This is a genomic window from Methylobacterium sp. Leaf89, from assembly GCF_001422215.1.
Lineage (GTDB): Bacteria > Pseudomonadota > Alphaproteobacteria > Rhizobiales > Beijerinckiaceae > Methylobacterium.
In genome coordinates, this window is sequence record NZ_LMML01000003.1 from 68,943 (window position 1) to 94,785 (window position 25,843).

Here is a 25,843-nt window from a genome sequence, read left to right on the forward strand (position 1 = left end):
GGGAGTGGAGTCGTGGCGCGGAGGGCCGCACGGTCATAGCCGAGACCGCGCGCCGGAGCGTGGCAGATGCGCTGCACAAGGCGGCTGATTTAAGGACGGGACGGCCACGCTCGGGGCGTTCCGCACTGGCCAAGCTCACGGCAACGCTCACGGCAACGCTTTCCCGCGGGCCCGCGTTGTGGCCCGGGGCGCCCGCCCCCGGGGATGACGGCATGATCAAGGACCTCTGGTACAAGAACGCCATCGTCTACTGCCTCTCGGTCCGGACCTTCCTCGACGGCAACGGCGACGGCATCGGCGACTTCGCCGGGCTGGAGCGCCGGCTCGACTACCTGCAGGGCATCGGCATCACGGCGATCTGGCTGATGCCGTTCCAGCCCTCGCCCAAGCGCGACGGCGGCTACGACATCTCCGACTATTACGGCGTCGACCCGGATTACGGCTCGCTCGGCGACTTCGTCGCCTTCACCCACGCGGCCAAGCAGCGGGGCCTGCGCGTCCTCATCGACCTCGTGGTCAACCACACCTCGGACCAGCACCCGTGGTTCCAGTCCGCCCGCTCCGACCCGGATTCGCCCTACCGGGACTGGTACGTCTGGTCGAAGACCCGGCCGCCGCACGCCGACGAGGGCATGGTCTTTCCCGGCGTCCAGACCACCACCTGGACCCGCGACGCCAAGGCGGGGGCCTACTACTTCCACCGCTTCATGCCGTTCCAGCCGGACCTCAACACCGCCCATCCGGCGGTGCGGGCCGAGATCCAGAAGATCATGGGCTTCTGGATCCAGCTCGGGGTCTCGGGCTTCCGCATGGACGCGGTGCCGTTCGTCATCGCCAAGAAGGGGCCGGACGTCACGGGCGAGCCCGACGAGCAGTTCGACATGCTGCGCGACTTCCGCGAGTTCCTGCAGTGGCGCCAGGGCGACGCCATCATCCTGGGCGAGGCCAACATCCTGCCCAAGAAGGACCTCGCCTATTTCGGCGACGACGCCGACCGGCTCCACATGCTGTTCAACTTCCCCGTCAACCAGGCCCTGTTCTACGGCCTCGCGGCCGGCGACGGGCGCCCCCTGGCCAAGGCCATGCGCAAGACCTGGAACCGGCCCGATTCCGCCCAGTGGGCGGTGTTCCTGCGCAACCACGACGAGCTCGACCTCGGGCGGCTCACCGAGGCCCAGCGCCAGGCGGTGTTTTCCGCCTTCGGGCCCGAGAAGGGCATGCAGCTCTACGACCGGGGCATCCGGCGGCGCCTCGCCCCGATGCTCGGAGGCGACCAGCAGCGCATCGAGCTCGCCTATTCGCTGATGTTCACCCTGCCGGGCACGCCCGTGCTGCGCTACGGCGACGAGATCGGCATGGGCGACGACCTCTCGCTCAAGGAGCGCGAATGCGCCCGCACGCCGATGCAGTGGAGCGGCGAGGCCCAGGGCGGCTTCACCAAGAGCGAGACCCCGACCCTGCCGGTGATCGACCACGGCGCCTACGGCTTCGTCCACGTCAACGTGGCCAGCCAGCGCCACGACCGCGGCTCCCTCCTGAACTGGATGGAGAGCGTGATCCGCACCCGCAAGGAGGTGCCGGAGATCGGCTGGGGCGACTTCACCGTGATCGAGACGGCCTCGCCGGCGATCCTGGCGATCCGCTACGACTGGGAGGGCAATTCCGTGCTCTGCGTGCACAACCTCGCGGGCACGCCGATGGAGATCGCACTCTCGGCCGGAATCGAGGGGCCGGAGGGCCACCTCCTCGTCGACCTCCTCACCGGCCGCCGCTGCGAAGCGGACGCGGAGGGCCGCCACTGCCTGATGATGGAGCGCTACGGCTACCACTGGTTCCGCGTCGGCGGCCTCGACGCCCCGCTGAAGCGGCGGGTGGGGTAGGCCAGCCGCCCCGGCGCCGGGACGGCGGCCCTGCTGGGAGCAGGACCGCCGCGGCGTTCACGCCCGAACCCCGAACCGGATCAGCAATCCGGAAGATCGTCCAGGTTGTTCCGGGTGGTGGTATCCCGATCCGTGCGCAGGTACTTGCCGTTCGGCCCCTGGACGACCCGGATCTCGGTCCGTCCGTTGGGCCAGGGCACGTGATAGCTGTGCAGCCCGAACTCGATGTCGTTGATGGCGTCCTGCTTCCGGCGCGGCGACCACGCGTCGCCATCGTTGCACAACGCCGTGATGTCGCGTTCAGCGTTCTTTCCGGTCTTCCTGACCGCACGATCAGCCATGGTGTCCGCGTCCTTCCGTTGGCAGCCCGATGGGGCATACGAACTTCAGGTAATTTGTTTCATCAGAAATGCAACCTGAGAGAAACCTTTCGCGGGGCGCGGGCCGATGTATCCTCGCGCGACCGCACAGGAGATCGGCCATGGCCCGCATCCGCACCCATCCCGGCGAGATCCTCGTGGAGGCGTACCTGACGCCGCTCGCCCTGTCGGCCCGGCAGTTCGCGGCGAAGATCGGCGTGCCGCCCAACCGGGTCTCCGAGATCATCCGGGGCCGGCGCGGCATCACCGCCGACACCGCGATCCGCCTCGGCGTCCGCTTCGGAACCACGCCGCAATTCTGGCTCAACCTCCAGAACGCCCACGACCTGTCGAAGGCGCGGGCGACGGTGGATGATTCCGGCGTCCGCCCCCGCGCGGCCGAGCCTGCCGCGGCGTCCTAGGGGGCGCCCGCCCCGCTACTTGTTGCGCCCCAGCAGGACCAGCCAGCCGATCCCGATCACGCAGACCATGGCGCCGACGGTGATGAAGGCCGGCGTGCCGAGGTCCATGAAGCGGGGGGCGAGCTGCGTGGCGAAGGCGGCGACGATGAGCGCCACCGCGATGCGGGCGGCGGCGCGCTCGATGCCGCGGGTGAGCTTCTCGATGCCCTTGAGCTCGATCTCGACGGTGACGCGGCCCTGCTTCAAGCGCACCAGCATGAGGTGGATCAGGGTCGGCAGCTCGGAGGCCGCGCCGAACAGGCCGGCGCCCACCGCCTCGACCTTGCGGGTCAGGCCCTTGATCGAGAACTGCGAGGCGAGCTTGCGCCGCACGGTGGGGCCGGCGGCCGAGAACAGGTCGAAGCCGGGATCGAGCTGGCGCATCACCCCGTCGGCGGTCACCAGCCCCTTGAACAGGATGGCCAGATCCGTGGGCATGGCGAGGTCGTTCTCGCGGGCCATGGTCATGAAGTCGGTGAGCAGCGCCCCGAAATCCAGGGAGGCGCCGGTGTGGCGGGCGACGAAGGCCTGCGACGAGGCCTCGAGCTTGGTGAGGTCCGGGTTGCTCGAGCCGCTCCAGTCGAGGAGCACGGCCATCAGCCCGTCGGAATCCTCCTTGAGCATGGCGCCGATCAGCATCAGGAGCTGGGTGCGGCGGCGCTGCGAGAGGCGCCCGATGATGCCGAAATCGATGAAGCCGATCCGGTTGTCCGGCATGATCAGCATGTTGCCGGGATGCGGGTCGGCGTGGAACACGCCCTCGATCAGGGCCATCTGCAGGAAGGCGTCGGTGCCCTTCTGGGCGAGCAGCACCTTGTCGTAGCCGGCGGCGTCCAGGCGGGCATGGTCGTTGGGCGGGATGCCGTGCACGAATTCCTGCACCAGCACCCGCTCGGAGGTCCATTCCCAGTGGATCTTGGGCACCACGATGTCGTCGCGGTCGGCAAAGATCGCCGCGATGGTCTCGCAGTTGCGCGCCTCGTTGATGAGGTCGAGCTCGCCGTAGAGGCCGCTGGCCAGGTGGCGCATCTGCTCCTGGGGCTGGTAGCGCCCGAATTCCGGCCACTCGTCCACGACGATGCGGGTGGCGTGGCCCATCAGGCGCAGGTCCGCCTCGATGGTCTTGCGCAGGCCCGGGCGCAGCACCTTCACCACCACCTCCTCGCCGGTCTGCAGGCGGGCGCGGTAGACCTGGGCGATGGAGGCGGCGGCGAGCGGCGTGGTGTCGAACTCGGCGAAGATCTCCGAGGCCGGGCCGCCGAGGTCCTCCTCGAGCTGGGGCCGGATGCGCTCCCACGGGATCGGCGAGACCTGGCTGTGGAGCTTCTCCAGCTCCTCGGTCCATTCCGGGGTCAGGAGGTCGGGCCGGCTCGCCAGGATCTGGCCGAGCTTCACGAAGGTCGGCCCCAGGGTCTCGATGGCGCGCCGCACCCGCTGGGGCTGCGACAGGCGGGCGATGTCCACCTGCGGCGTCCGGCGCTTGGCGAGGCGCGCCACCTGGGCGAGGCCGAGGCGCTCCACCACCTTGGTGACGCCGAAGCCGATGAGGACGGAAGCGATCTCCCCGAGGCGCTGCCGGTCCCGTGCGGCGACGAAGGCGGTTTTCAGCATGTGCGCAAGGGGCCCGGATGGGGGAGGGGGACGGTGGCTCGCCCGGCGAGGCGTGCGGCCGGACCGTGGTTAAGGCTCCGTTAGGCCCGTGGCGAGGCCGAAGTTTGACCATGAGGCCGCGACATGGGGGCCGCGACATGGGGGTCGCGACACGGGAACGGCGACCGGGGAGCCGCGCGGCGGGGGCCGCGACGGGCGCGGCGGATTCGCGCCCGCACCGATCTCGGGCTAGACAGGCCGCCACCGGCGCCGCTGCGGCGCCCGCCCTCACGTCCACCCCGCGCTCCGGCGGCGCCGACCCCCGCGCCGCCGCGGCGCCATCCCGCGAGACCCCCGATGCCAGGCACGCCCCGCGCCGGAATCATTCCGGTGACCCCCTTCCAGCAGAACTGCACCCTGATCTGGTCGGACGAGACCAAGGTCGGCGCCGTGGTCGATCCGGGCGGCGACCTCGACCGGATCGAGGCGGCGATCGCCGCCCAGGGCATCGCCATCGAGAAGATCCTGCTCACCCACGGGCACATCGACCACGCCGGCGGCGCGGCCGAGCTGCGCGACCGGCTCGGCGTGCCGATCGAGGGGCCGCACGAGGCCGATCGCTACCTCCTCGACAGCCTGCCGGAGACGGGCGCCAATTACGGCCTCGACGGGGCCCGGGCGGTGACGCCGGACCGCTGGCTGGGCGACGGCGACGTGGTCGAGGTCGGCGGCCTGGCCTTCGACATCCTGCACGCCCCCGGCCACTCCCCCGGCAGCGTGGTGTTCATGAGCCGCGACGCGCGCTTCGCCCTGGTCGGCGACGTGGTGTTCAAGGGCTCGGTCGGCCGCACCGACCTGCCCGGCGGCAACCACGAGCAGCTCATCCGGGCCATCAAGGACAAGGTCCTGCCGCTGGGCGACGACGTCGCCTTCATCCCCGGCCACGGCCCCACCAGCACGCTCGGCGAGGAGCGCGTGTCGAACCCGTTCCTGCAGGATTGAGGCCGGCCGGGCCCCGTCGGCCGGATCCCGGCGGGGCCTTGACGGGGGGTTAACGCGAACGGGGCATCGTGGTCGCGATTCCGGGGGTCTACGGGCCCGAAAACGATGCATTCCCAGTGGGAAATGCTTATATTGCGCGGGTCAAGAAGAAATGCAGGCGGCGGGGGCCCGGCCTGGGCCGGCAAGTCCGGCCTGAATGCCCGCCTGCCCGAGGAAGTTCATGTCCGACAGTTCCCATAATCTCGCCGCCGATGCCTACGGCGCGGAATCCATCCGGGTCCTCAAGGGCCTCGACGCGGTGCGCAAGCGCCCCGGCATGTATATCGGCGACACCGACGACGGCTCGGGCCTGCACCACATGGTCTACGAGGTGGTCGACAACGCCATCGACGAGGCGCTCGCGGGCCACGCGGACCTCGTCACCGTCACGCTGAACGCCGACGGCTCCGTCACGGTCTCCGACAACGGCCGCGGCATCCCCACCGACATCCACAAGGAGGAGGGGGTCTCGGCGGCCGAGGTCATCATGACCCAGCTGCACGCGGGCGGAAAGTTCGACCAGAACTCCTACAAGGTCTCCGGCGGCCTGCACGGCGTCGGCGTCTCGGTGGTCAACGCCCTCTCGCAATGGCTCCGCCTGCGCATCTGGCGGGGCGGCCGCGAGCACGCGATGGAGTTCCGCCACGGCGACGCGGTCTCGCCGCTGATCGTCGTCGGCGACGGCAACGGCCGGCGCGGCACCGAGGTGTCGTTCCTGCCCTCCACCGACACCTTCACGATGATCGAGTTCGACTACGCGACCCTGGAGAAGCGCCTGCGCGAGCTCGCCTTCCTGAATTCCGGCGTGCGCATCGTCCTCACCGACGCCCGCCACGCCGAGCACAAGCGCGAGGAGCTGTACTACGAGGGCGGCATCGAGGCCTTCGTGCGCTACCTCGACCGCTCGCGCAAACCCATCGACGGCATGCAGAAGCCCGTCATGGTGCGGGCCGAGCGCGACAACATCCGCGTCGAGGTCGCGCTCTGGTGGAACGACTCGTTCAACGAGACCGTGCTGCCCTTCACCAACAACATCCCGCAGCGCGACGGCGGCACCCACATGGCGGGCTTCCGCGCCGCGCTGACCCGGCAGATCACCGGCTATTCCGAGTCCTCGGGCATCGCCAAGCGCGAAAAGATCTCGCTCACCGGCGAGGATTGCCGCGAGGGCCTCACCGCCGTGATCTCGGTGCAGGTGCCGGACCCGAAATTCTCCTCGCAGACCAAGGACAAGCTGGTCTCCTCCGAGGTGCGCCCGGCCGTGGAGAACGTCCTCAACGAGGGCCTGTCGAACTGGCTCGAGGAGAACCCGGCGCTGGCCCGCTCGGTGATGGCCAAGGTCATCATGGCGGCCTCGGCCCGCGAGGCGGCCCGCAAGGCCCGCGAGACCGTGACCCGCAAGGGCGTCCTCGACATCGCCTCGCTGCCCGGCAAGCTCGCCGATTGCCAGGAGCGCGATCCCTCGAAGTGCGAGATCCTGCTGGTGGAGGGCGATTCCGCCGGCGGCTCGGCCAAGCAGGGCCGCGACCGCACCTTCCAGGCCGTTCTCCCGCTGCGCGGAAAAATCCTCAACGTGGAGCGGGTGCGGGCCGACCGGATGCTGTCCTCGGCCGAGATCGGCACCCTGATCACCGCGCTCGGCGCCGGCATCGGCCGCTCGTCAACGGACCGCGAGGGCTTCAACCCCGACAAGCTGCGCTACCACCGCATCATCATCATGACGGATGCCGACGTGGACGGCTCGCACATCCGCACCCTGCTGCTGACCTTCTTCTTCCGGCAGATGCCGGAGGTGATCGAGCGCGGGCACCTCTACATCGCCCAGCCGCCCCTCTACAAAGCCGCCAAGGGCAAGTCGGCGCTCTACCTTAAGGACGAGCGGGCGCTGGAGGACTACCTCATCGATGCCGGCGTCGAGGGCGCCGTGCTGCGGCTGGCCTCCGGCACCGAGTTCGGCGGCCCGCAGCTGAAGTCCCTGGTCGAGGAGGCCCGCCAGTTCCGCGGGCTGATGCAGGCGCTCCACACCCGCTACGACCGCGCCGTGGTCGAGCAGGCCCTGATCGCCGGCGCCTTCCGGGCCAATGTCGACGAGAACGCGGCCGAGGCCGAGGTGCTGGCCGAGGAGGTCGCCCGGCGCATGGACCGGATCGCCGACGACATCGAGCGTGGCTGGGAGGGCGCCGTCTCGGAGGGCGGCTACGTCTTGAGCCGGACCCTGCGCGGCGTGCGCCAGGTGGCGACCCTCGACGCCTCGCTGCTGGCCTCGCAGGAGGCGCGCCGCCTCGCCGACCGGGCGGAGGCCCTGCGCGAGATCTACGACCAGCCCGTCACCTACGCGCGCAAGGGCGACGAGACCACCCTGCACGGGCCCGTCGGCCTGTTCGAGGCGGTGATGGCCTTCGGCCGCAAGGGGCTGCAGCTCCAGCGCTACAAGGGCCTCGGCGAGATGACCGCCCAGCAGCTCTGGGAAACCACCCTCGACCGCGACGTGCGCTCGCTCCTCCAGGTCAAGGTCAAGGACACCCAGGACGCCGACGACCTGTTCGTGAAGCTGATGGGCGACGTGGTCGAACCCCGCCGCGAGTTCATCCAGGACAACGCCCTCAGCGTCGCCAACCTCGACGTCTGAGGCGGGCCGGGTTCGGGCCTGAACCGCCCCCTCGCGGCCGTCGAACCCCATCGGGCTTCGGCGGCCAACAGGGAGCCCCCGACCTTGCGACGGATCGCGTCGCCTCGGCCGCTTCGCCTCGGCCGCGCGAGACACAGTGGCCTGCGCCGATGCGGCCTGCTCGATGACCCGTTCGAACCGGAAGGGGGTCGGTGAACGCGGTTCGGCCGAGACGGCCCTCGTCATACGACCTTGAGGAGCCATCGCAGGGGCAGGGCGACCGCCGTGAGGCAGGCGATGCCGCCGGCCCACAGGGCCCCGAACCAACCGAGGCGGCGCATCCAGCGGGGGATGGTCATGGTCCGCCTCCCTAATGGTAGCCGGGCGCGCCGGCGGTGACCTTACCCCGGAACAGCCAGTAGACGTAGGCGGTGTAGCCGAGCACCATCGGCAGGAGCACGACCGTTCCGACGAGAAGGAAGCGCTGGCTGCTCGGGTGCGTGGCCGCGTCCCAGATCGTCACCGAGGGCGGCACGATCATCGGGAACAGGCTGATGGCGAGCCCGACATAGGACAGCAGGAACAGGCCGAGCCCGCACAGGAAGGGCATGACCTCCTCGCGCCGGTCGAGGGCGTCGCGCAGGCGCCAGCCCAGGAGGCCGACGAGAAGCGGGACGGGGGCGACGAAGGCCATCGCCGGAAAGGTCAGCCAACGACCGCGGAAGGCGGGGCTGAGGAACGGCATCGCCAGGGACACGACGGCGATGGCGGCGACGGTCGCCCAGCCGAAGGCCCGGGCGAGGCGATAGGCCCGGAGCTGGAGCTCACCCTCGGTCTTCCAGATCAGCCAGCACGCCCCGAGCAGCCCGTAGCCGGCGACCAGCGCGAGCCCGGTGAACAGGGAAAACGGCGACAGCCAGTCCCACCAGCCTCCGGCATAGGCCCGTCCCTCGACGCGGACGCCCTGCACCAGGGCGCCGAGGCAGATGCCCTGGCAGAAGGCGGCGACGAGGCTCCCGGCCGAGAAGGCGCCGTCCCACGCGGTCCGGGAGAGACGCGTGACGGTCCGGAACCGCATCTCGAACGCGACGCCGCGGAACACCAGGGCGAGCAGCATCAGCGTCAGCGGGATGTAGAGGGCCGGCAGCAGCGTGGCGTAGGCCAGCGGGAACACGGCGAACAGGCCGCCCCCGCCGAGGATCAGCCAGGTCTCGTTGCCGTCCCAGACCGGGGCGACGGTGTTCACCACCACGTCCCGGTCGGCCTTCTCCCGGATCGCCGGGAACAGGATGCCGACCCCGAGGTCGAAGCCGTCCATGACCACGTAGAGGAAGATGGCGGTGGCGATGAGGAGCGCCCAGACGAGGGTGAGATCGAGGGTCATGGGGACTACTCCGCGGGCTGGAGGGCGGGACGGCGCGCGCCCGCGTGGGGCGCGTCGAGGGCCGGTGCCGGGGTGATGCCGGCCGTTCGCACCGGCACGCCGGTCGGCGGTCCGGATTCGTGGACCTGCGGGGTCTGGTTGAAGAGGTGCAGCAGGTACCAGATGCCCGCCCCGAACACCGCGAGGTAGACCACCGCGAAGGCCGCGAGGGAGGCGGCGACGGCGGGCGCGGCGATCGGCGAGACGCTGTCGGCGGTGCGGAGCAGGCCGTAGACCGTGAAGGGCTGGCGCCCCGTCTCGGTGACGGTCCAGCCGGCGGTGACGGCGATCAGCCCCGACGGTCCCATGGCGACCGCGAAGCGCTGGAACCAGACGGTCTCGTAGAGCCGGCCCTTCCAGCGCAGCCAGAGCGAGACGAACCCGAGGGCGATCATCAGGAGGCCGAGACCGACCATGATGCGGAACGACCAGAACACCAGCGGCAGGTTGGTCGGCCAGGTCGCGCGGGGCATGTCCTTGAGCCCCTTCACGGTGCCGTTCAGGTCGTGCGTGAGGTAGAGGCTCGCCAGGCCCGGGATGCCGAGGGCGCCCCGCGTCTCGCCGGCCTCGGCGTCGGGCCATCCCAGGACCAGGGCGGGGGCCCGGCTTTGGGTCTCGAAGTGCCCTTCCATCGCCGCGACCTTGGCGGGCTGGTGCTGGTAGGTGTTGGCGCCGTGCACGTCGCCGATGACCAGTTGCGCCGGCGCGACGAGCGCGGCCATCCACATCGCCATGGAGAACATCACCCGGGCACGGGGATTCCGGCCGTCGCGCAGGAGGTGCCACGCAGCGACCGCGCCCACGATCATCGCCGTGGTCAGGTAGGCGCCGGTCACCGTATGGGCGAAACGGTAGGGGAAGGAGGGGTTGAAGACGATGGCCCACCAATCGGCCGGGGCGAACCGGCCGTCGGCTCCCAGTTCGTGGCCCGTGGGGGTCTGCATCCAGGAATTGGCCGAGAGGATCCAGAAGGCCGAGGTCAGGGTGCCGAAGGCGACGAGGCAGGTCGCCAGGAAGTGCAGGCGCGGGCCGACGCGCTCCAATCCGAACAGCATGACGCCGAGGAAGCCGGCCTCGAGGAAGAAGGCCGTGAGCACCTCGTAGCCGAGGAGCGGCCCCAGGATCGGCGCGGTGCGGTCGGCGAAGACCGACCAGTTGGTGCCGAACTGGTAGGACATCACCAGGCCCGACACGACGCCCATGGCGAAGGCGACGGCGAAGACCTTAAGCCAGTAGCGGTAGACATCGAGGTAGACGGCCTTGCCGGTGGCCAGCCAGCGGCCCTCCAGGACGGCCAGGAAACTCGCCAGGCCGATGGTGAAGGCCGGGAACAGGAAGTGCCACACGACGGTCAGGGCGAACTGGGTGCGGGCCAGGTCCACCGCGCTCGGCAGGGTCAGGGAAGGCATCGGGATCTCCGGGCGTCCGGGCGATGCGCCCGGATCCATCCGCCCGACGATGGCGGGGGGCCGACGCCGCGACCTTGCGCTGGATCAAGGCACCGAAAACTCTTCCCGGCGGGCGATGCGGGATCGGCGCGGCGACGCAGCGCTCGCCGTCGCGAGGCTTCGGCCCTCTCCGTCGACGCAACGGGCGCCTGTTGATCCAGCGCAAGGCTTCCCGGTCGACACGGGCGCACCCCGAAGGCCCCCGACAGCCGGAAGCGACCCTGAGAATGACGACCGCGGCCGTTGACCCCAGGACTTCGCGCGCGCCGGCGGGCCTCGGCTGGCTGACGGGCCTGCGCGGAGGGCTGGCCGTCCTTCCGCTCGCCGGCCTCTGCGCCGGCCTGTCCGCCGAGGCGCTCGGTCGCCCGGACATCGCGGCCTGGGCGTGGACGCTTCCGACGCTGGCGGTCCTCGCCGTCCTCGCGCTCCAGGTCGTGACCAGCCTGGCGCGCGGCGACGTCGGGCTCGACCTCGTCGCCCTGCTGTCGATGGGCGGCGCGCTCGCCCTGTCGCAGCCGCTGGCCGGCGTCGTCATCGCCCTCATGTATGCCGGTGGCCAATCCCTGGAAGCCTACGCCTCCGGACGTGCCGGGCGGGCCATGACGGCGCTGCTCGCCCGGCAGCCACGCTCCGCCCTCCGCGAGGACTCGAGCGGCGTGAGGGAAGTCCCCATCGAGACCCTGGCCCCGGGCGACCGCATCCTCGTGCGCGTCGGCGACGTCCTGCCGGTGGACGGCCGCGTCGCCGCGGGCCGGGCCATCCTCGATCAGGCGACGCTCACCGGCGAGGCCCTGCCGGTCACGTTCGAAGCGAACGCGTCCGTGCTGAGCGGCACGGTCAATGTCGGGGCGCCCTTCACGCTCCTGGCCGAGCGCCGGGCCGCCGAGAGCACCTATGCGGGCATCGTCCGGCTCGTCGAGGCCGCCCGAACCCAGAAGGCGCCGATGGCGCGCCTCGCCGACCGCTACGGCCTGGCCTTCCTCGGCCTGACCCTGATGCTGGCCGGGGGCGCCTGGGCTGCCACGGGCGATCCCTTGCGGGCCCTCGCGGTGCTGGTCGTCGCCACGCCCTGCCCGCTCATCCTCGCGGTGCCCGTCGCCCTGATCTCCGGTCTGTCGCGGGCGGCCGGCATCGGCGTCATCATCAAGGGCGGCGGCGCCCTGGAGAAGCTGGCGCGGGTGCGCGTCCTGGTGGTCGACAAGACCGGGACGCTGACCCACGGGACGGCGCGGCTGACGGCCGTGGATCGCCTCGGTCCCGTCGCGGAGCAGGATGTCCTGAGGCTGGCCGCCTCCCTCGACCAAGCCTCCGGCCATCCGACGGCCCGTGCCCTGGTCGATGCGGCCCTCGCCCGCGGCCTTACGCTGACGCAGCCGACGCAGGTGGCCGAAGTCCCGGGCGAGGGCGTGTCGGGCCTCGTCGCGGGGCGGCCCGTGAGGGTCGGCGGACCCCGCACGATGCGGGCGCACGGCATCCCCTTCCCGGAGACGGACGCCGTCCGGAACGCGGATGCCGTGGCCGCGACGGTGCTGGTGGCCGTGGACGGCAGGCCCGCCGCGATCCTGAGCTTCGCCGACCCGGTACGAACGGATGGCGGACGGACGCTCGCGGACCTGCGCCGCTGCGGCATCCGGCGCGTGGTGCTCGCGACCGGAGACCGGCGCAGCGTCGCGCAGGCGCTGATCGCGGGCCTGCCCATCGATGCCCTGGCGGCCGATCTCGATCCTGCGGGGAAGACGCAGGTCGTGGCGCGCGAACGGGGGCAGGGGTTGGTGATGATGGTGGGGGACGGCGTCAACGACGCGCCCGCCCTGGCGGCCGCCGATCTCGGGGTCGCGCTCGGCGCCAGGGGCGCGGCCGCGGCGGCCGAGGCGGCGGACGTCGTCCTGCTGGTCGACAGCCTCGCGCCGCTTCCGGATGCGATCCGCATCGCCCGGCGGGCCCGGGCCATCGCGCTCCAGAGCGTGCTGGTCGGCCTCGGCCTGTCGCTCGCCGGCATGGTCGCGGCGGCCCTCGGCTACCTGACGCCGCTGCGGGGCGCCCTGTTGCAGGAGGTCATCGACGTCGCCGTCATCCTCAACGCCATGCGGGCGCTCGGTGGTCCGATGACCGCCCCGGCATCCGATGCCGACGAATCCGCGCGCCCGGCCCAGCGGCCTCGTGCCGTCCCTTGAGATGGATCAAGGCCGGCGGAGCCGGGCCGAGCCAGATTGCCCTTCCGCCGGGCTCGGCGGCTCGGGGAGGCGGCCGTGGGTTACGCGCACATCCTGGTATCCGTGGACCTGGATCGCGGTTCCGCCGACCGCGTCCGGCTCGCCGCCGGCCTGGCGCGGCGCTTCGAGGCCGACCTGACCGGCGTGGCGGCCCGGCCGATCCCCGGACCGTCCGCATTCGCCAACATGCAGGCGGACGGGATCCTGCGCGCGGCCGAGGAACGCCGATCGCGCGACGAGGCCGCCCGGGTCCGGGACCTGTTCCTGCGCCATGCCCGCGAGGGCCTCCGCACCGACTGGCGGTTCACCGAGGGACATCCCACGGCCAACCTCGCCCGGGAGGCCCGCGCGGCGGATCTCGTGGTGGTCGGGCGCCATGGCCCGGCCGATGCCGTGCCGGGCGCGATGACGGTGCTGCCCGGCCCGTTGCTGATGGAGGCGGGACGTCCGGTCCTGATCGTTCCCCCGGGGATCGAGCACCTGGGCGCCGACCGCATCGTCGTCGCCTGGAAGGACACCCTCGAGGCCCGGCGGGCCGTCACGGCGGCGCTGCCTTTCCTGCGACAGGCGGACCACGTCTACCTCGTCTCGGTCGGACAGGAGACGCAATTCCAGGGAATCGAGGAGGTGGCGGCCCACCTGTCGCGCCACGACGTGAACGCCACCACCCATGCCCTGTTCGGAAGCCGGTCGGTTGAAGCCGACGAGATCCTGCGCTTCGCACGCCGGGAATACGCCGACCTGATCGTCCTGGGAGCCTATGGACATTCGCGCCTTCGGGAATGGATCTTCGGCGGCATGACCCACGACATCCTGCAGACGGCACCCGTCTGCTGCTTGATGAGCCACTGATGCGCCGCGCGCTCGTCCTCGCATCGGTCGCGCTGTTCGGGCTCGTCGCGCCCCCCGCCACGGCCCGTGACGGATCGGCCTCACGCGGCAAGGCGTTGGCCCGCGCGACCTGCGCGCGATGCCATGGCATCGGCTCTCGGGGAGTCAGCCCGATGCCCGAGGCGCCGGCGTTTCGAACGCTCGCCCGCCGCTTTCCTATCGATGATCTCGCCGACATCCTGGTCGAGGGTGTCGAGCGACGTCACCCGGCCATGCCCGCGTTTCGGCTCGATCCCTCCGATGCCGACGATCTCACCGCGTATCTGAAGACCCTGAGGCGATGACAGTCCTCCCCGGGATGGCGATCCGGCCGGTGGACGAAGACGAAGGTCGAAGAAGCCCATGGAGCGATCCTTTCTCTACGTCAGTCGCAGGCAGGCGACGGAAGCGGACATCCGGGACATCGTGGACGCCGCCCATGTCAGGAACGTTCGGCTGAACGTCACCGGCGCGCTGATCGCGACCGACGGACGCTTCGCCCAGATCCTGGAAGGCTCGCGCGCCGCCATCGACGAACTGATGGAGAGCATCCGCCGCGACCGGCGGCATACGCAAGTCCACGTGGTGCAGGACCGAGACGCCCCGCGGCGTGACTTCGCCGACTGGTCGATCGCCTATTCGGGCGGGTCTCTCTTCGTCGACGGTTTGATCGGCGCCCTCGCGACGGGCTCGCGGCCGGAACCCGACCGCCACCATCTGCGACGGCTCCTGGCGTTCATGCGGGAGTTTGCGCGCGCCCCCCGGTGAAGGCCTCGCGCCGCTTCGAATGGGTCTCGCCACAGCCCCCGGCATCCGTCACGGCGCGCGGGTCGTTTTCGTCCCAAGGCGCCTCCCGCGCCACGGCGGGATCGCGGACGGGACGGGGTGTTGGGCCGTGCGACCCGGACGGCCGCAACGGGAACGCGGTATCGGCGGCTCGATCTCGTGACCGAACCTCCCCTCGTCAGTGCGCGAGGAGCAGGGGGGCCGGGCTGCTTCTCAGGAGGGCGCGCGTGACGCCACCGAAGAAGAACTCGCGGACGCGGGAATGGCCGTACGCCCCCATCACGATCATGTCGGCGTGAAACATCGTCGCCTGGTTGCGAAGCGTCTCCGCGGTGTCCCCCACCACCGGGACGTCGACGACGCTGACGGTCACGCCGTGGCGCGCGAGGTGAGGCGCGAACTCGGCACCCGGAACCGATGTGTAGAGTTCTTCTGTGCCGGCGACTCAGACGATCTCGACGGCGTCCGCCGCGCAGAGGAACGGCATCGCGTCGTTGGCCGCCCGCGCCGCCTGCGCACTGCCGTCCCAGGCCACGATGATCTTCCGACCGGTGAAGGCGTCGTGTCCCGGCGGCACTGCGATGACCGGACGACCACTCGCGAGGAGGGCTTTCTCGATCACCTCGCGATCCAGATCGTAGGTCCGCGGTCCCGCATCCAGGACGGTCAGGTCATGCAGGCTGGCCTGAGCCACCAGCCGACCGACGACGTCCGGGTAAGGCAGGCTCGGCGTCTGCGTCGTGCAGAGCACGCCCGCCTGCGCCGCGTCCCCGGCCGCACGGTCCGCGACGGAACGGGCCATCGCATCGAGGCGCCGGTCGATGCGCGCGACCCCGTCGTCGTCGAGATCGAAACTGCCGAGCCAGGCATCGTCGCCCGAGAGGCACCACGAGGCGGATTGGACCGTGAGGTGGGCGCCGGCGGCTTTCGCGAGCGTCAGGCCGTAACCGATGGCGCTCGAGGGTTCCTCGTACGCGGTCTCGACGGTCGTGCCGACGAGGATGTCGCGAATGGCCGCGAGCGGGGATGAGGGGGGCTTCGCCATGGGGCGTCTCCAAGTTCTGCTGGGTCCCGTGTTCGTCCCGTTGCGACCCAGCCGCCTTGATCCACCTCAAACGCCCCCTTCGCCACAAGATGCTTAGCCGCGGCCAGCAGTTGCGCGGTATCCATCGACTATCTTCAGTGATAGAAACCGCATCAATCGCCGGCCATTGATCTGCGGGCCATGATGTTGGCCGAAGATGTTGCTGTTCGTGGAAGCGTCCATCACGTGACGTCCTTGAACGGACTGGTTGCAGAGATTGTTCTTTGGAGCCCTGGAATAGCCAGCGCCGAAGGGGGCGAACGATGACGAACCCCATCGGCTCGATGTCCCTCGGCCATCTGGGCGACGGCACGCTGACCGTCGACGAACTCCGGCAGACCCTGGACGACGTGGGCGTCTGCATCTGGTCTCTGGATATCCCGACCGGCCGCGTCACGGTCTCGCCGACCTGCGCCCGGCTCTTCGGCGTTCCGCCGGAGCGACTGACCAACTTCGCGGCCTCCCAGGCCCTGGTGCACCCCGATGACCGCCAGGCGCGGGCCGATGCCATCCAGGGGGCCCTGCGGGATGGCGGGAGCTACGAGGTCGACTACCGGGTCGTGCGGCCGGACGGTCAGGTCTGCTGGCTGCGCTCGTGCGGGCAGGTGAACCGCGACGCAGAGGGCCGACCGGTGCGTCACCGGGGCGTCGTCCTCAGCATCCACGAGCAGAAGCAGGCCGAGGCGGACCTGCGGGCCCGCGAGGCGCACCTGCGCTCGATCCTCGACACCGTGCCCGAGGCCATGGTCGTCATCGACGAGGCGGGCCTCATCACCTCCTTCAGCACGGCGGCCGAGCGCCTCTTCGGATACGCGGCCGCCGAGACCATCGGGCGCAACGTCCGCATGCTGATGCCGGAGCCGATGTGCGGCGAGCACGATGGCTATCTCGACCACTACCGCCGAACCCGGGAGCGCCGCATCATCGGCATCCATCGGGTCGTGACGGGCCAGCGGGCGGACGGCACGACCTTCCCGATGGAGCTCGCCATCGGTGAGATGCGCTCGGGCGAGCAGGTCTTCTTCACCGGCTTCATCAACGACCTGACCGAGCATCAGAGGATCCAGGCACGGCTCCAGGAACTGCAATCCGAACTCGTCCACATCTCGCGCCTGAGCGCCATGGGCGAGATGGCATCCACCCTGGCCCACGAGCTGAACCAGCCGCTCGGCGCCATCGCCAACTACACCAAGGGCTGCCGTCGCCTGCTCGCGGACCCGGATCCCGAAGCCATTGCCAAGACCATCGAGGTTCTCGACAAGACCGCCGAGCAGGCCCTGCGGGCCGGTCAGATCATCCGCCGCCTGAGAGAGTTCGTCACCCGCGGCGAGACGGAACGCCGCCTCGAATCGGTCTCGCGGCTCATCGAAGAGGCGAGCGCCCTGGCCCTGGTCGGCGCCCGGGAGCAGGGCCTCGTCGCCCGCCTCCGCGTGGCCCCCGGCCTGAAGGCCGTTCTGGCGGACCGGGTGCAGGTCCAGCAGGTCCTGGTCAACCTGATGCGCAACGCGCGCGAGGCCATGCAGCACAGCGAGCGGCGCGAGCTGGCCGTCGACGCCCATGCGCTCTCCGCCGAGGCGGTCGAGATCACGGTGGCGGACACCGGCCCCGGCATCGCGGACGAGGTCGCCGACAGGCTGTTCCAGCCCTTCGTGACCACGAAGGCCAGCGGGATGGGCGTCGGCCTCTCGATCTGCCGCACCATCATCGAGGCGCATGGCGGGCGCCTCACGGTCGAGCGCAACGCGGCCGGCGGGGCGACGTTTCGCCTGACCCTGGCGACCGCCCCGGAGGGAGATGCCATCCATGGCCCATAGCCTCGTGCACGTGGTCGACGATGACCCGGCGATGCGGGATTCGGTCGGCTTCCTGCTCGACACCGCGGGCTTCGAGATCGCGCTCTACGAGGCCGGGACGGACCTCCTCGACACGCTGGTCAAGCCGGCCCGCGGGTGCGTCCTGACCGACATCCGCATGCCCGGCGTCGACGGGCTCGAGCTGCTGCGCCGCCTGCGGGCCTGCGGCCATACCCTCCCCGTGGTGGTGATGACGGGGCACGGGGACGTGCAGCTCGCGGTGGAGGCGATGAAGCTCGGGGCCTGCGACTTCATCGAGAAGCCGTTCGACGACGAAGCGTTGGTGCAGGCGCTGCGCTCCGCCCTGAACCGGGGCGGAGCGGCCAAGGTCGTCGATCCCACCCTCGACGAGTTCGTCCGTCGGGTCGGCACCCTGAGCGACCGCGAGCGTCAGGTGATGGACCAACTCGTCGCGGGAGGCTCCAGCAAGGACATCGGCCGCACCCTCGACATCAGCCCGCGGACCGTCGAGATCTACAGGGCCAAGCTCATGGCCAAGACCCAGGCGGCCAGCCTGCAGGAGCTGGTGCGATGGTCCGTGCTGGCCGGCCTGGCCTGACGCGGCCGCGAGGCCCGGCAAGGACGGAACGCGTGGGGGAGCCGCCGGAACGGGCGCCCGACAGCGCGGAGGGGCGGTGAGGGCGCCGGCCGCTCACGGCCCGCAACGATCCGGCTCGGCCCCCTCGCCGCCCCAGGGACGGGAGTAGCGAGCCGACAGGGTCTCGCAGGGATGATGAAACAGGTAATATCCGAACGCGGCACTGGCCTCGCGCGCCGGTGCGGGTTGGAAGCCGAACGGCAGGCTTCCGGTCTCGCGGACCTCGGCGCCGAAGTTCCAGCCCTGGGCCCCGACGAAGGACGGGATCGACAGGTCCTCGCGGACGGCGCAACACAGCCCCGGCGCATGCCGGTGCTGGAAGATGCGGTAGATCTGGGGGCGGCATGGTCTGCCCGGCATCGGAGCCCGTCCTGCCAACAGCGCTTCAGGGTCTCGGGAGAAGCCCGCCGGAGCCATTGGCCGGTCGGCGGACGCCCGTGTCACGCCGCCTTGGCGAAGGCGGTCTCCGTGACGTCGTGCGACAGGGTCGTCGCCTCCTGCCGGTCGTCGGTCAGGCCCCGGGTCACGAACGCCGTCTGGAGCGCGACGACCTCCTGGAGCGAGCCGCACCGCGCCAGCCCGACGAGGTGGTCCGCCTGGGCCTGAAGGCGACGGCCCGTGAAGCGCATCGTCTCGGCCGCGAGACGCAACGGCACGTCGACGGCGAGGGTGCGCCAGGCGGCCAAGCCAGCCCCCATCGCCTCGGCGGCGTCCTTGGGGTCATGGGCATGCAGGTGCGGCGTGTGTCCGGAACGCATCGCGATCTCCTTGTCTGGCGAAGGGGCGCAGGGTGCGCCGGCCCACGGCAAAGACCTTGACCCAAATCAAACATCGAGGGATGCATCGTCGTTCTGGAGATCAAGCGACGGCTTTACCAATCTTCGGCAGTTCTCCTGCCGCCGAGACCGGACCTCCGTTGATTTGGGTCAAGGCCGCAGACCCATCGCGCGACGATCGTCCTCGCGTGGAAGCGACGGGACGTCCGTCGCTCGGCGTCCGGTCGGCCCCGACTCCCGGGCGCCTTGCTCGCGAGGAGAAGTCGATGCGCACCATCGAGAACCGAGCCGAGGACGCGGTCTTGAACGGCCTCAACGTCTTTCTGGGCATCACCCTGTTCCTGGCCCCCTGGTACCTGGAGCTAGGCAGCGAAACGGTCGCGGCGCGAAACGCCTTCATCTGCGGCGCCGCGATCGCCGTCATCGCCATGCTTGCGCTCAGCCAGTCCTACGACTGGGAAGAATACCTCAACCTCGCCGTCGGTCTCTGGGTGGCCGCGGCGCCGTGGGCGCTGGGCTTCGCGGAGCTGAAGGTCGTCGCGGGCGCCCACGTGGTCATCGGCCTCGCCGTTTTCGTCCTGTCCGGGTCTGAACTCTGGCGGCTCTACCGGTCGCCCGAGGCGCGCTCCGTCTGACCGGAGCGTGTTCGTCAAACAGCGGCTGCGCCGCGCCGTCACGGCCGGCGCAGCCCCAAAGCTCCAGGGCTCCCGATTGCTGCGAACCACGGTCATGCCGTCCGATCCCCTCGCGATCCTCCTCGCTGCGGCGTTCACCTCCGGCTGCGCCTCGATCCACGCTCTGCGCCATCACGCCGATGGCCTGACGTTCGTCCTCGCGGTGATGGCCTACGCGCTCGCCACCGCCGTCGGGTCCCTGCTCGCGGCCCGCTTCGGCCTGCTCATGGCGCCCGACCATGCCGGCGGATGGATGGCCGTGGCGATCGGCGGGGGATGACGGTCGACCCCGGGACCTACGTAGTTGCCCTTACGCAGCGGCCCTTACGAAACGGGCCGGAATTTCCCTCCGGCGACGGCGCGGCCAACTTCCCCCTCATCCGATCCGGACGAGGAGTCGATTCATGGCCACAGAGATGACGCGACCCATTCCGTCGTTCACCCCCGCGAACGTCCCGGTGGCCATCGGCCGCGAGGTCGTCCTCTTCGCGGGTTGCCCCGAGATCGTCGGAACACCGTTTTCCTATGGCCGCGAGGAGGAGATCTACGGAGAGGGCGAGGACGCCGAGTTCGTCTACCGGGTGACCGACGGCGCGGTCCGAACCCACAAGGTCCTCAGCGACGGTCGGCGCCAGATCACCGGTTTCCACCTGCCCGGCGACCTGTTCGGCTTCGAGCAGGGCCAGACCCACCGGCACTCGGCCGAGGCCCTCTCGGACACGAAGGTCCTGATCTTCCGGCGCCTGGGGATACAGCGCGCCGCCACCCGCAACGCCGAGGTCGCCTGCCACCTCTGGAACATGGCCACCCGTGGCTTGCGTCACGCCCAGGACCACATGTTGCTTCTCGGCCGCCGCTCAGCCGTGGAACGGGTGGCGACGTTCCTGATCGAGGTCGACGAACGGCTCGGCGGCACCGGGACGTTCCTGCTCCCGATGACGCGGCGCGACATCGCCGACTACCTGGGCCTGACCATCGAGACCGTGTCGCGGACCCTGTCGCAGCTCGAGGAGGCCGGCGCCCTGCTGCGTGCCGGCGGACGTCAGGTCAGCCTGCGCCGTGCGCGCCTTCGCCGGGTCGTCGAGGACTGACCGGTTCCTCGCCGCAAGGCATGAGCCGCACGCGACGTTCAGGCATGGCTTGACGCAGATCAACGAAGAAGAATTCGCCTCGAAGAAACATCGACCAGTTGAACGGAGCGCCAATCATGCCATCAACAACGACTATCAGCCGGAGGATCGTGAAGGTCGTGAAACCCGGGATGAAGGCCAAGGACTTGATTGCGGCCGTTCGCGAGCGCTGGCCAAAGGTCTCCAAGAAGAAGATTCGGCGTTCAGCCTTCGCGGCACTGATCGTGCGTGCAGGCAAGAAGGCAGGTAAGAGCGGCTCGGGCGATCGCGGCTCCGTGCAGCCGGCACCGACGCACTGACGGCGGGGCATTGGAGAGGCCGAACGGCAGCCCGGTCGAACGGTCGACCGCCTGCGCACGCACATCTCCGCGGTGTTTCGCGGCAACGGACGCGTCTTCAAGCTGAAGCGGCCGGTGCACGTCCCGGACCTCGACGTCTCGACGACCGAGCGCCGGCGCGCGATGTGCCGTCCCGGGGGCGACGAGCGCGAAGCGCGGCCCCGTCGCCGGGATGTCCCCCGCGGCAATCCGCTCCTCGGAGACGATGGGCAGTCCCGGGAATTGCTCCGAAAGTCGGCCGCCGATGGCGCGCTCGGCGGCGAGATCCGCACCGGTGACAGGCGATCCCCCCTTCCATCTCGGTGCGCGACCGGCCGCGGAGAGGACGGCCGAGCCGGCCGAGCCGGCGATGCGCGCGAGATCGCGTGCCCACCCATCCCCAGCGCGATGGGCTGCGGCGACCTCGTTCGAGTCCATGCCGGCTTCCGCGATCCCTGCCGTCCTGCGTGGGGCCCTGCTTGCGGCCGCCGGAGGCGCCCCGGTCAGTGGGACAGGTACAGAGGCAAGGGGCTGCGCTTGAGGAGGGACTGCGTCACGCCGCCGAGGAACCACTCCTGGAGGCGCGAATGCCGGTAGGCGCCCATCACCAGCATGTCGGCGCCGATCTCGCCGGCCCGGACCCTGAGCGTCTCGGCGACGTCGCCGACGACCGTCACGTCGACCGCGGAAACCGTCACGCCATGCCGCGCGAGGTGCGGGGCGAACTCGGCGCCGGCCGCGGAGGTCGAGAGGTCCTTCTCCCCGACGACGGACACGACTTCCACCAGCTCCGCCGCGCGCAGGAACGGCAGCGCGTCGTTCGCTGCCCGGGCCGCCCGGGCGCTGCCGTCCCAGGCGACGAGGATCCGCCGCGCGGCATAGGTCTCGCAGCCGGGCGGAACCACGAGGAGCGGTCGCCCGCTCCGGAAGAGGATCCCGTCGATGAGGTCGCGGTCGAGATCGAGCTCCCTCGCCTCGGCATCGAGGACGGTCAGGTCCGCGAGCCGCGCGCGGGCGGTGAGCCGCGCGACCAGGTCCGTGTAGGCAAGGTAAGGCGCCTCGGCCGTGCAGGTCACGCCCACGCTGGCGGCGTCCGCCACGGCGCATTCGGCCAGGGCCTGCGCGAGGCCGCGCAGCCGCCTGTTTTCGGTCGCCACGAGGTCGTTCACGAACCCCCACGCCCCGCCGGCGACCACGGCCAGGCGCCGTGCCGCGGATTGGACGGTGAGGTGGGCGCGCGTCGCGGCGGCGAGCGAAAGTCCGTAAGCCAGAGCGGTTTCGGCCTCGTCGCCGCGGCCCTCCTCGGTGAGGCACACGAGAACATCGCGGATCTCGGCGTGCGGGGATGAGAGCGGACGGGACATGCGGGGCTCCGGGCGTTTTGACGGACCCAGTTTCGCACCGCGGTTCGGTCCCGCGTTGATCCATCGCAACGCCGGCCGGTCGGGTCGCCTGGGCATCGCGCCGGGACGGCGGCCGTCATGTCCTGCCGGCGGGTCCGCGGGCGCCCCTGGCCATCGTCCCGACCTGGACGAGCAGGAGCGGGGCGACGCTCGCGCCGAGGATGATCGCCCACATGGTCGCGTCGGGCGGCACGAGGCCGAGCACCTTCCCGGCCGCGGGCACGTAAGCCGGGCCGACGAGCAGTACCGTGCAGAGAAGGAGGGCGGCCCAGACCCAGGGGTTGCGCGTCACCTCGTTGCGAAATGGCTTCGCGCCGGAGGCCCGCATGTTGAAGACCTGCCAGAGTTGCGCGAAGGCGAGGGTCAGGAAGGTCACGGTCACGCTGGAGGCCCGGTCGAGGCCGAACCAGGATTCGGCGACCGCCAGCCCCGCGAAGGTCGCGACCGTCAGAACGGCGGCGTGCAGGACGATCCGCACCCATTGGGGACGTCCGAGGATGGGCTCGCGCGGGTCGCGCGGCGGTCGTGCGAGGATGTCGTCCCGTCCCTCGCACATCGCCAGGGCGAAGGCCGGGAAGACGTCGGTCACGACGTTGAGGTAGAGGATCTGCAGCGGCTGGATGGGGAGCGGCAGGGCGGAGACGATGGCGAGTCCGACGATCATCACCTCGCTCAGGTTGCAGGCGAGGAGATAGGCGGCGAAGCGGCGGATGTTGTCGAAGATGATCCGCCCCTCGCGGATCGCGCCCACGATGGTCGGGAAGGCGTCGTCCATGAGGACCATGGCAGCCGCCTCACGCGCCACGTCCGTCCCCCTCCGCCCCATCGCCACGCCGATATCCGCCTGCTTCAGCGCCGGCGCGTCGTTGACGCCGTCGCCCGTCATGGCGACGATCTCGCCCTTCGCCTGGTACGCCCTGACCAGGGACAGTTTCTCGGCGGGGCTCACCCGCGCGAAGACCGCGACCTCGTCCAGGCGGCCCGGGATCTCGCCGGTGCTGCCGCCCTCGACGACGCGGTCCCCGCGGCCGGCGAGCCCGACCGCGCGCGCGATGCTGAGGGCCGTGACGGCATGGTCGCCGGTCACCATGACCACGCGAATGCCCGCGGCGCGGCAGGCGGCCAGAGCCTCCGGAACGTCCGACCTGGCGGGGTCTTCCAGCCCGACCAGACCGAGGAACGTGAGGTCCCGGAAGGGATGGCCCCCCGCCGCGCCCCCCGACCGCTCCGCGCAGGCAATGACCCGCAGGCCCCGCGCGGCCAGGTCTTCGACGCGACGCCGCCACAGGTCCCGGGCGCCGTCGTCCAGCGGGACGTCCCGCTCCGCGCCACCGACCGAGCGCGAGGCGGCCAGAACGGCCTCCGGGGCCCCCTTGACCGCCACCCAGTGGCCCGGTTCGACGGCATGGACGGTGGCCATCATGCGGGTGCCCGCATCGAAGGCGTGCTTCCCCACGAGCGGCCGGTCGCGCAAGAGTGCCGCGCGGTCGAGCCCGACGGCGCGCCCCGCCCGCAGCAGCGCCTGTTCCATCGGGTCGCCGCTGCCCTGCTGGGAATCCTGCCCCAGGGAGGCGTCGTTGCAGAGGACCGCGACGCGAAGCAACCGTCCGGTCTCGGCGGCGGCGGAGCCCGGATCGGTCGGGTCGGCCTCGCCCGACGGCACCGACAGCCACCGCACCGTCATGCGGTTCTCGGTGAGCGTGCCCGTCTTGTCGGTGAGGATCACCGTGGTGGCGCCGAGGGTCTCGACGGCCGACAGGCGCTCGATCAACGCATTCCGCCGCGCCATCCGCCACATGCCTCGCGCCAGCGCCAGGGTCGCGACGACCGGCAAGCCCTCCGGGATGGCCGCGACCGCCAGCGCGATGCCGGCCTCGGTCATGAGGCGAAGATCCTTGCCGGTCGCCACGCCGAGGCCCGCGAGGACGAGGGCAAGCGCCAGGATCACCCAGACCATCTGGCGGGACAGACGTTCCAGGCGCCGCTCCAAGGGCGAGGTGTCCGGCTCGGCCTGCGCGACGAGGCGTGCAACGGCGCCGAGCTCGGTTCCCAGGCCGGTCGCCACGACGATACCGAGGCCGCTGCCGCGCGTGATCAGCGTGCCGCGGAACAGCATGCAGGTGCGCTCGGCGAGCCGCGCGTCCGGGGCGACCGGCTCCGGCGCCTTGTCCACGGGCACCGACTCGCCCGTGAGGGTGGACTCGTCCGCGCCCAGGTTCGACGCCTCGACCAGCCGGATGTCGGCCGGGACGGCATCGCCGCCTTCGACCAACACGATGTCCCCCGGTACGATATCCTCAGCGGGAAGCACCCGTGCGTGCCCGTCGCGGCGCACGCGGGCCGAGCGCGTCCCGAGCGCCCGCAACCCCTCGACGGACCGCGCCGCCCTCAGTTCGGTCGAGAAGCCAAGGCCGGTGTTGATGGCCAGCACCGCGATGATCGCGGTCGCCTCCTGCCAGTCGCCGAAGTAGAGCGAGAGCGCACCCGCCGCGGCGAACAGGGAGACGACCGGGCTCATGAACTGGTTCAGGAGCAGGGCCAGCGTACCGGCCCTCTCCTTCGTGGCAATCACGTTCGGGCCGAAGCGGGCGAGCCGTCGCTGGGCCTCCGCGTCCGTCAGGCCCGCGCTCTGGCACGTTCCGAACATCTCTGGAACGTCCCCGCTCGGCACGGCATGGGCGCCCTCCTTCCCAGCCAGCGTCGAACGGGGTGCGGTGCGCGGGTCCCAAGGCGCGGCCCCGATGTCCTGCCGGGTGGATCCGTGCGCGGCGATCGGGCGTTCGGGACCGTGAGGCGCCACGGCCGGACCGCAGGCCGTCCTGGGGCTGCCGTGGGGTTGATCGCATGCCATCTGAAAGCCCGGTCTGGTCCGCCCCGTCCCAGTCTCCCGATGGTCGGCCGGCCGGGCGTTGATCCGCGTCAACGTCCAAGCGGATCGGCATCGGGCGCTGTGAGCATCGAAGCACCGCCCGAGGCCTGCGTTCGGACGCGCGGATTCCCCGAGAAGGCAAATGGAGCCGGCCACAGGCACCGGACGCTCCGTTCGCCCAAGAAGGCTCAGAGGCCTTCAACGGCAGCGGTCGTGACCTCGGTGCCGGGCGCAGCGACGATGCCGGTGCTTGCGATAGCCGCGTACGATACGTCTGTGCGTCGGTGACACGAGGCCTGCCCCGAGCCGGCGGACCGAGCCGACCGCTGTCGAAACCGGGGCCGCGGCGATGACCGTTGCAAGCCCAAAGCTGAGCGCGTTCGGGCACATTGCCGCCTCTCACGGCCCGGGGCACCGCAATGGAGAGACGGACGAGCGGACGGGTTAAACGGACTGCCGC

At 70.8% G+C, this 25,843-nt stretch carries 23 protein-coding genes and 1 pseudogene; 13 read left to right on the forward strand and 11 right to left on the reverse strand.

Annotation, left to right across the window (positions count from 1 at the left end; translation table 11 throughout):
- Positions 1–212: 212 nt before the first annotated feature.
- On the forward strand, positions 213–1,880 hold the full coding sequence (locus ASF18_RS00685) for an alpha-amylase family protein (RefSeq protein WP_056348421.1): 1,668 nt from the start codon (positions 213–215) through the stop codon (positions 1,878–1,880).
- 80 nt (positions 1,881–1,960) lie between these two features.
- Here the strand turns inward: ASF18_RS00685 and ASF18_RS00690 are convergent, their stop codons facing one another.
- The gene (locus tag ASF18_RS00690) at positions 1,961–2,221 is read right to left on the reverse strand and encodes a DUF3892 domain-containing protein (RefSeq protein WP_056348424.1); all 261 of its coding nucleotides are present in this window, start codon (positions 2,219–2,221) and stop codon (positions 1,961–1,963) included.
- Between the two features lie 140 nt (positions 2,222–2,361).
- Between ASF18_RS00690 and ASF18_RS00695 the strand changes: the two genes are divergently transcribed.
- Positions 2,362–2,661 carry a HigA family addiction module antitoxin gene (locus ASF18_RS00695; RefSeq protein ID WP_056348428.1) on the forward strand — a complete coding sequence of 100 codons (300 nt, stop codon included), beginning with the start codon at positions 2,362–2,364 and terminating at the stop codon, positions 2,659–2,661.
- 15 nt (positions 2,662–2,676) lie between these two features.
- Here ASF18_RS00695 and ASF18_RS00700 read toward each other — a convergent pair whose 3' ends face one another.
- Complete coding sequence (locus ASF18_RS00700) at positions 2,677–4,311, reverse strand: AarF/UbiB family protein (protein ID WP_056220018.1); 1,635 nt, start codon at positions 4,309–4,311, stop codon at positions 2,677–2,679.
- A gap of 336 nt (positions 4,312–4,647) precedes the next feature.
- On the opposite strand from ASF18_RS00700, the gene ASF18_RS00705 reads away from it, so the two are divergent.
- Positions 4,648–5,292, forward strand: a complete 645-nt coding sequence (locus tag ASF18_RS00705) for an MBL fold metallo-hydrolase (RefSeq protein WP_056220021.1) — start codon at positions 4,648–4,650, stop codon at positions 5,290–5,292.
- A 220-nt stretch (positions 5,293–5,512) separates the two neighbouring features.
- Positions 5,513–7,960 carry a DNA topoisomerase (ATP-hydrolyzing) subunit B gene (gene gyrB / locus ASF18_RS00710; protein ID WP_056220024.1) on the forward strand — a complete coding sequence of 816 codons (2,448 nt, stop codon included), beginning with the start codon at positions 5,513–5,515 and terminating at the stop codon, positions 7,958–7,960.
- A 221-nt stretch (positions 7,961–8,181) separates the two neighbouring features.
- On the opposite strand, the gene ASF18_RS22690 is transcribed toward gyrB, so the two are convergent.
- Genes ASF18_RS22690 through ASF18_RS00720 form a run of 3 tightly spaced genes read right to left on the reverse strand, consistent with a single transcriptional unit; the run spans position 8,182 to position 10,771 of the window.
- Positions 8,182–8,298, reverse strand: coding sequence for a DUF2474 family protein (locus ASF18_RS22690; protein ID WP_082486892.1), 117 nt, complete (start codon positions 8,296–8,298; stop codon positions 8,182–8,184).
- A gap of 11 nt (positions 8,299–8,309) precedes the next feature.
- Positions 8,310–9,323 (reverse strand): cytochrome d ubiquinol oxidase subunit II, encoded by a 1,014-nt coding sequence (cydB, locus tag ASF18_RS00715; protein ID WP_056348432.1) that lies wholly within the window; start codon positions 9,321–9,323, stop codon positions 8,310–8,312.
- Between the two features lie 5 nt (positions 9,324–9,328).
- The gene (locus ASF18_RS00720; protein WP_056348434.1) at positions 9,329–10,771 is read right to left on the reverse strand and encodes a cytochrome ubiquinol oxidase subunit I; all 1,443 of its coding nucleotides are present in this window, start codon (positions 10,769–10,771) and stop codon (positions 9,329–9,331) included.
- Between the two features lie 266 nt (positions 10,772–11,037).
- Here ASF18_RS00720 and ASF18_RS00725 point away from each other — a divergent pair, with 266 nt between their 5' ends.
- From ASF18_RS00725 to ASF18_RS00740, 4 genes are all read left to right on the forward strand, one after another.
- Positions 11,038–12,984: a heavy metal translocating P-type ATPase gene (locus tag ASF18_RS00725; protein WP_056270425.1), complete on the forward strand. Its 1,947-nt coding sequence runs from the start codon at positions 11,038–11,040 to the stop codon at positions 12,982–12,984.
- Between the two features lie 75 nt (positions 12,985–13,059).
- Positions 13,060–13,875 carry a universal stress protein gene (locus ASF18_RS00730; RefSeq protein ID WP_056348678.1) on the forward strand — a complete coding sequence of 272 codons (816 nt, stop codon included), beginning with the start codon at positions 13,060–13,062 and terminating at the stop codon, positions 13,873–13,875.
- Positions 13,875–14,198: a cytochrome c gene (locus tag ASF18_RS00735; protein ID WP_056348436.1), complete on the forward strand. Its 324-nt coding sequence runs from the start codon at positions 13,875–13,877 to the stop codon at positions 14,196–14,198. Before ASF18_RS00730 ends, ASF18_RS00735 begins: the two co-directional genes overlap by 1 nt.
- A 58-nt stretch (positions 14,199–14,256) precedes the next feature.
- Entirely contained in the window at positions 14,257–14,661 is a 405-nt protein-coding gene (locus tag ASF18_RS00740) for a BLUF domain-containing protein (RefSeq protein WP_056220039.1), read from the forward strand.
- Positions 14,662–14,857: 196 nt separating this feature from the next.
- Here ASF18_RS00740 and ASF18_RS00745 read toward each other — a convergent pair.
- Positions 14,858–15,724 (reverse strand): annotated as a pseudogene (locus ASF18_RS00745) (universal stress protein).
- Positions 15,725–16,026: 302 nt separating this feature from the next.
- Here ASF18_RS00745 and ASF18_RS00750 point away from each other — a divergent pair.
- Both ASF18_RS00750 and fixJ read left to right on the forward strand, forming a co-directional pair.
- Positions 16,027–17,577 carry a PAS domain-containing sensor histidine kinase gene (locus tag ASF18_RS00750; RefSeq protein WP_056348440.1) on the forward strand — a complete coding sequence of 517 codons (1,551 nt, stop codon included), beginning with the start codon at positions 16,027–16,029 and terminating at the stop codon, positions 17,575–17,577.
- Positions 17,567–18,175, forward strand: a complete 609-nt coding sequence (fixJ, locus tag ASF18_RS00755; protein WP_056348443.1) for a response regulator FixJ — start codon at positions 17,567–17,569, stop codon at positions 18,173–18,175. Before ASF18_RS00750 ends, fixJ begins: the two co-directional genes overlap by 11 nt.
- 93 nt (positions 18,176–18,268) lie before the next feature.
- Here fixJ and ASF18_RS00760 read toward each other — a convergent pair whose 3' ends face one another.
- Positions 18,269–18,574 (reverse strand): hypothetical protein, encoded by a 306-nt coding sequence (locus ASF18_RS00760; protein ID WP_056348446.1) that lies wholly within the window; start codon positions 18,572–18,574, stop codon positions 18,269–18,271.
- A gap of 80 nt (positions 18,575–18,654) precedes the next feature.
- Positions 18,655–18,972: a phasin family protein gene (locus tag ASF18_RS00765; protein ID WP_056220055.1), complete on the reverse strand. Its 318-nt coding sequence runs from the start codon at positions 18,970–18,972 to the stop codon at positions 18,655–18,657.
- Between the two features lie 284 nt (positions 18,973–19,256).
- Between ASF18_RS00765 and ASF18_RS00770 the strand changes: the two genes are divergently transcribed.
- The 3 genes from ASF18_RS00770 (at position 19,257) to ASF18_RS00780 (ending at position 20,755) form a co-directional block, all read left to right on the forward strand.
- Positions 19,257–19,625, forward strand: a complete 369-nt coding sequence (locus ASF18_RS00770) for an SPW repeat protein (RefSeq protein WP_056348449.1) — start codon at positions 19,257–19,259, stop codon at positions 19,623–19,625.
- Positions 19,626–19,719: 94 nt separating this feature from the next.
- Positions 19,720–19,944, forward strand: a complete 225-nt coding sequence (locus ASF18_RS00775; RefSeq protein ID WP_056270685.1) for a hypothetical protein — start codon at positions 19,720–19,722, stop codon at positions 19,942–19,944.
- Positions 19,945–20,068: 124 nt separating this feature from the next.
- Positions 20,069–20,755: a helix-turn-helix domain-containing protein gene (locus tag ASF18_RS00780; protein WP_056348452.1), complete on the forward strand. Its 687-nt coding sequence runs from the start codon at positions 20,069–20,071 to the stop codon at positions 20,753–20,755.
- 242 nt (positions 20,756–20,997) lie between these two features.
- Here the strand turns inward: ASF18_RS00780 and ASF18_RS23410 are convergent, their stop codons facing one another.
- From ASF18_RS23410 to ASF18_RS00790, 3 genes are all read right to left on the reverse strand, one after another.
- Positions 20,998–21,549: a hypothetical protein gene (locus ASF18_RS23410; protein WP_156649529.1), complete on the reverse strand. Its 552-nt coding sequence runs from the start codon at positions 21,547–21,549 to the stop codon at positions 20,998–21,000.
- Positions 21,550–21,614: 65 nt separating this feature from the next.
- Entirely contained in the window at positions 21,615–22,475 is an 861-nt protein-coding gene (locus tag ASF18_RS00785; protein WP_056348455.1) for a universal stress protein, read from the reverse strand.
- A gap of 115 nt (positions 22,476–22,590) precedes the next feature.
- Positions 22,591–25,185: a cation-transporting P-type ATPase gene (locus tag ASF18_RS00790; protein ID WP_280138916.1), complete on the reverse strand. Its 2,595-nt coding sequence runs from the start codon at positions 25,183–25,185 to the stop codon at positions 22,591–22,593.
- Positions 25,186–25,843: the final 658 nt, after the last annotated feature.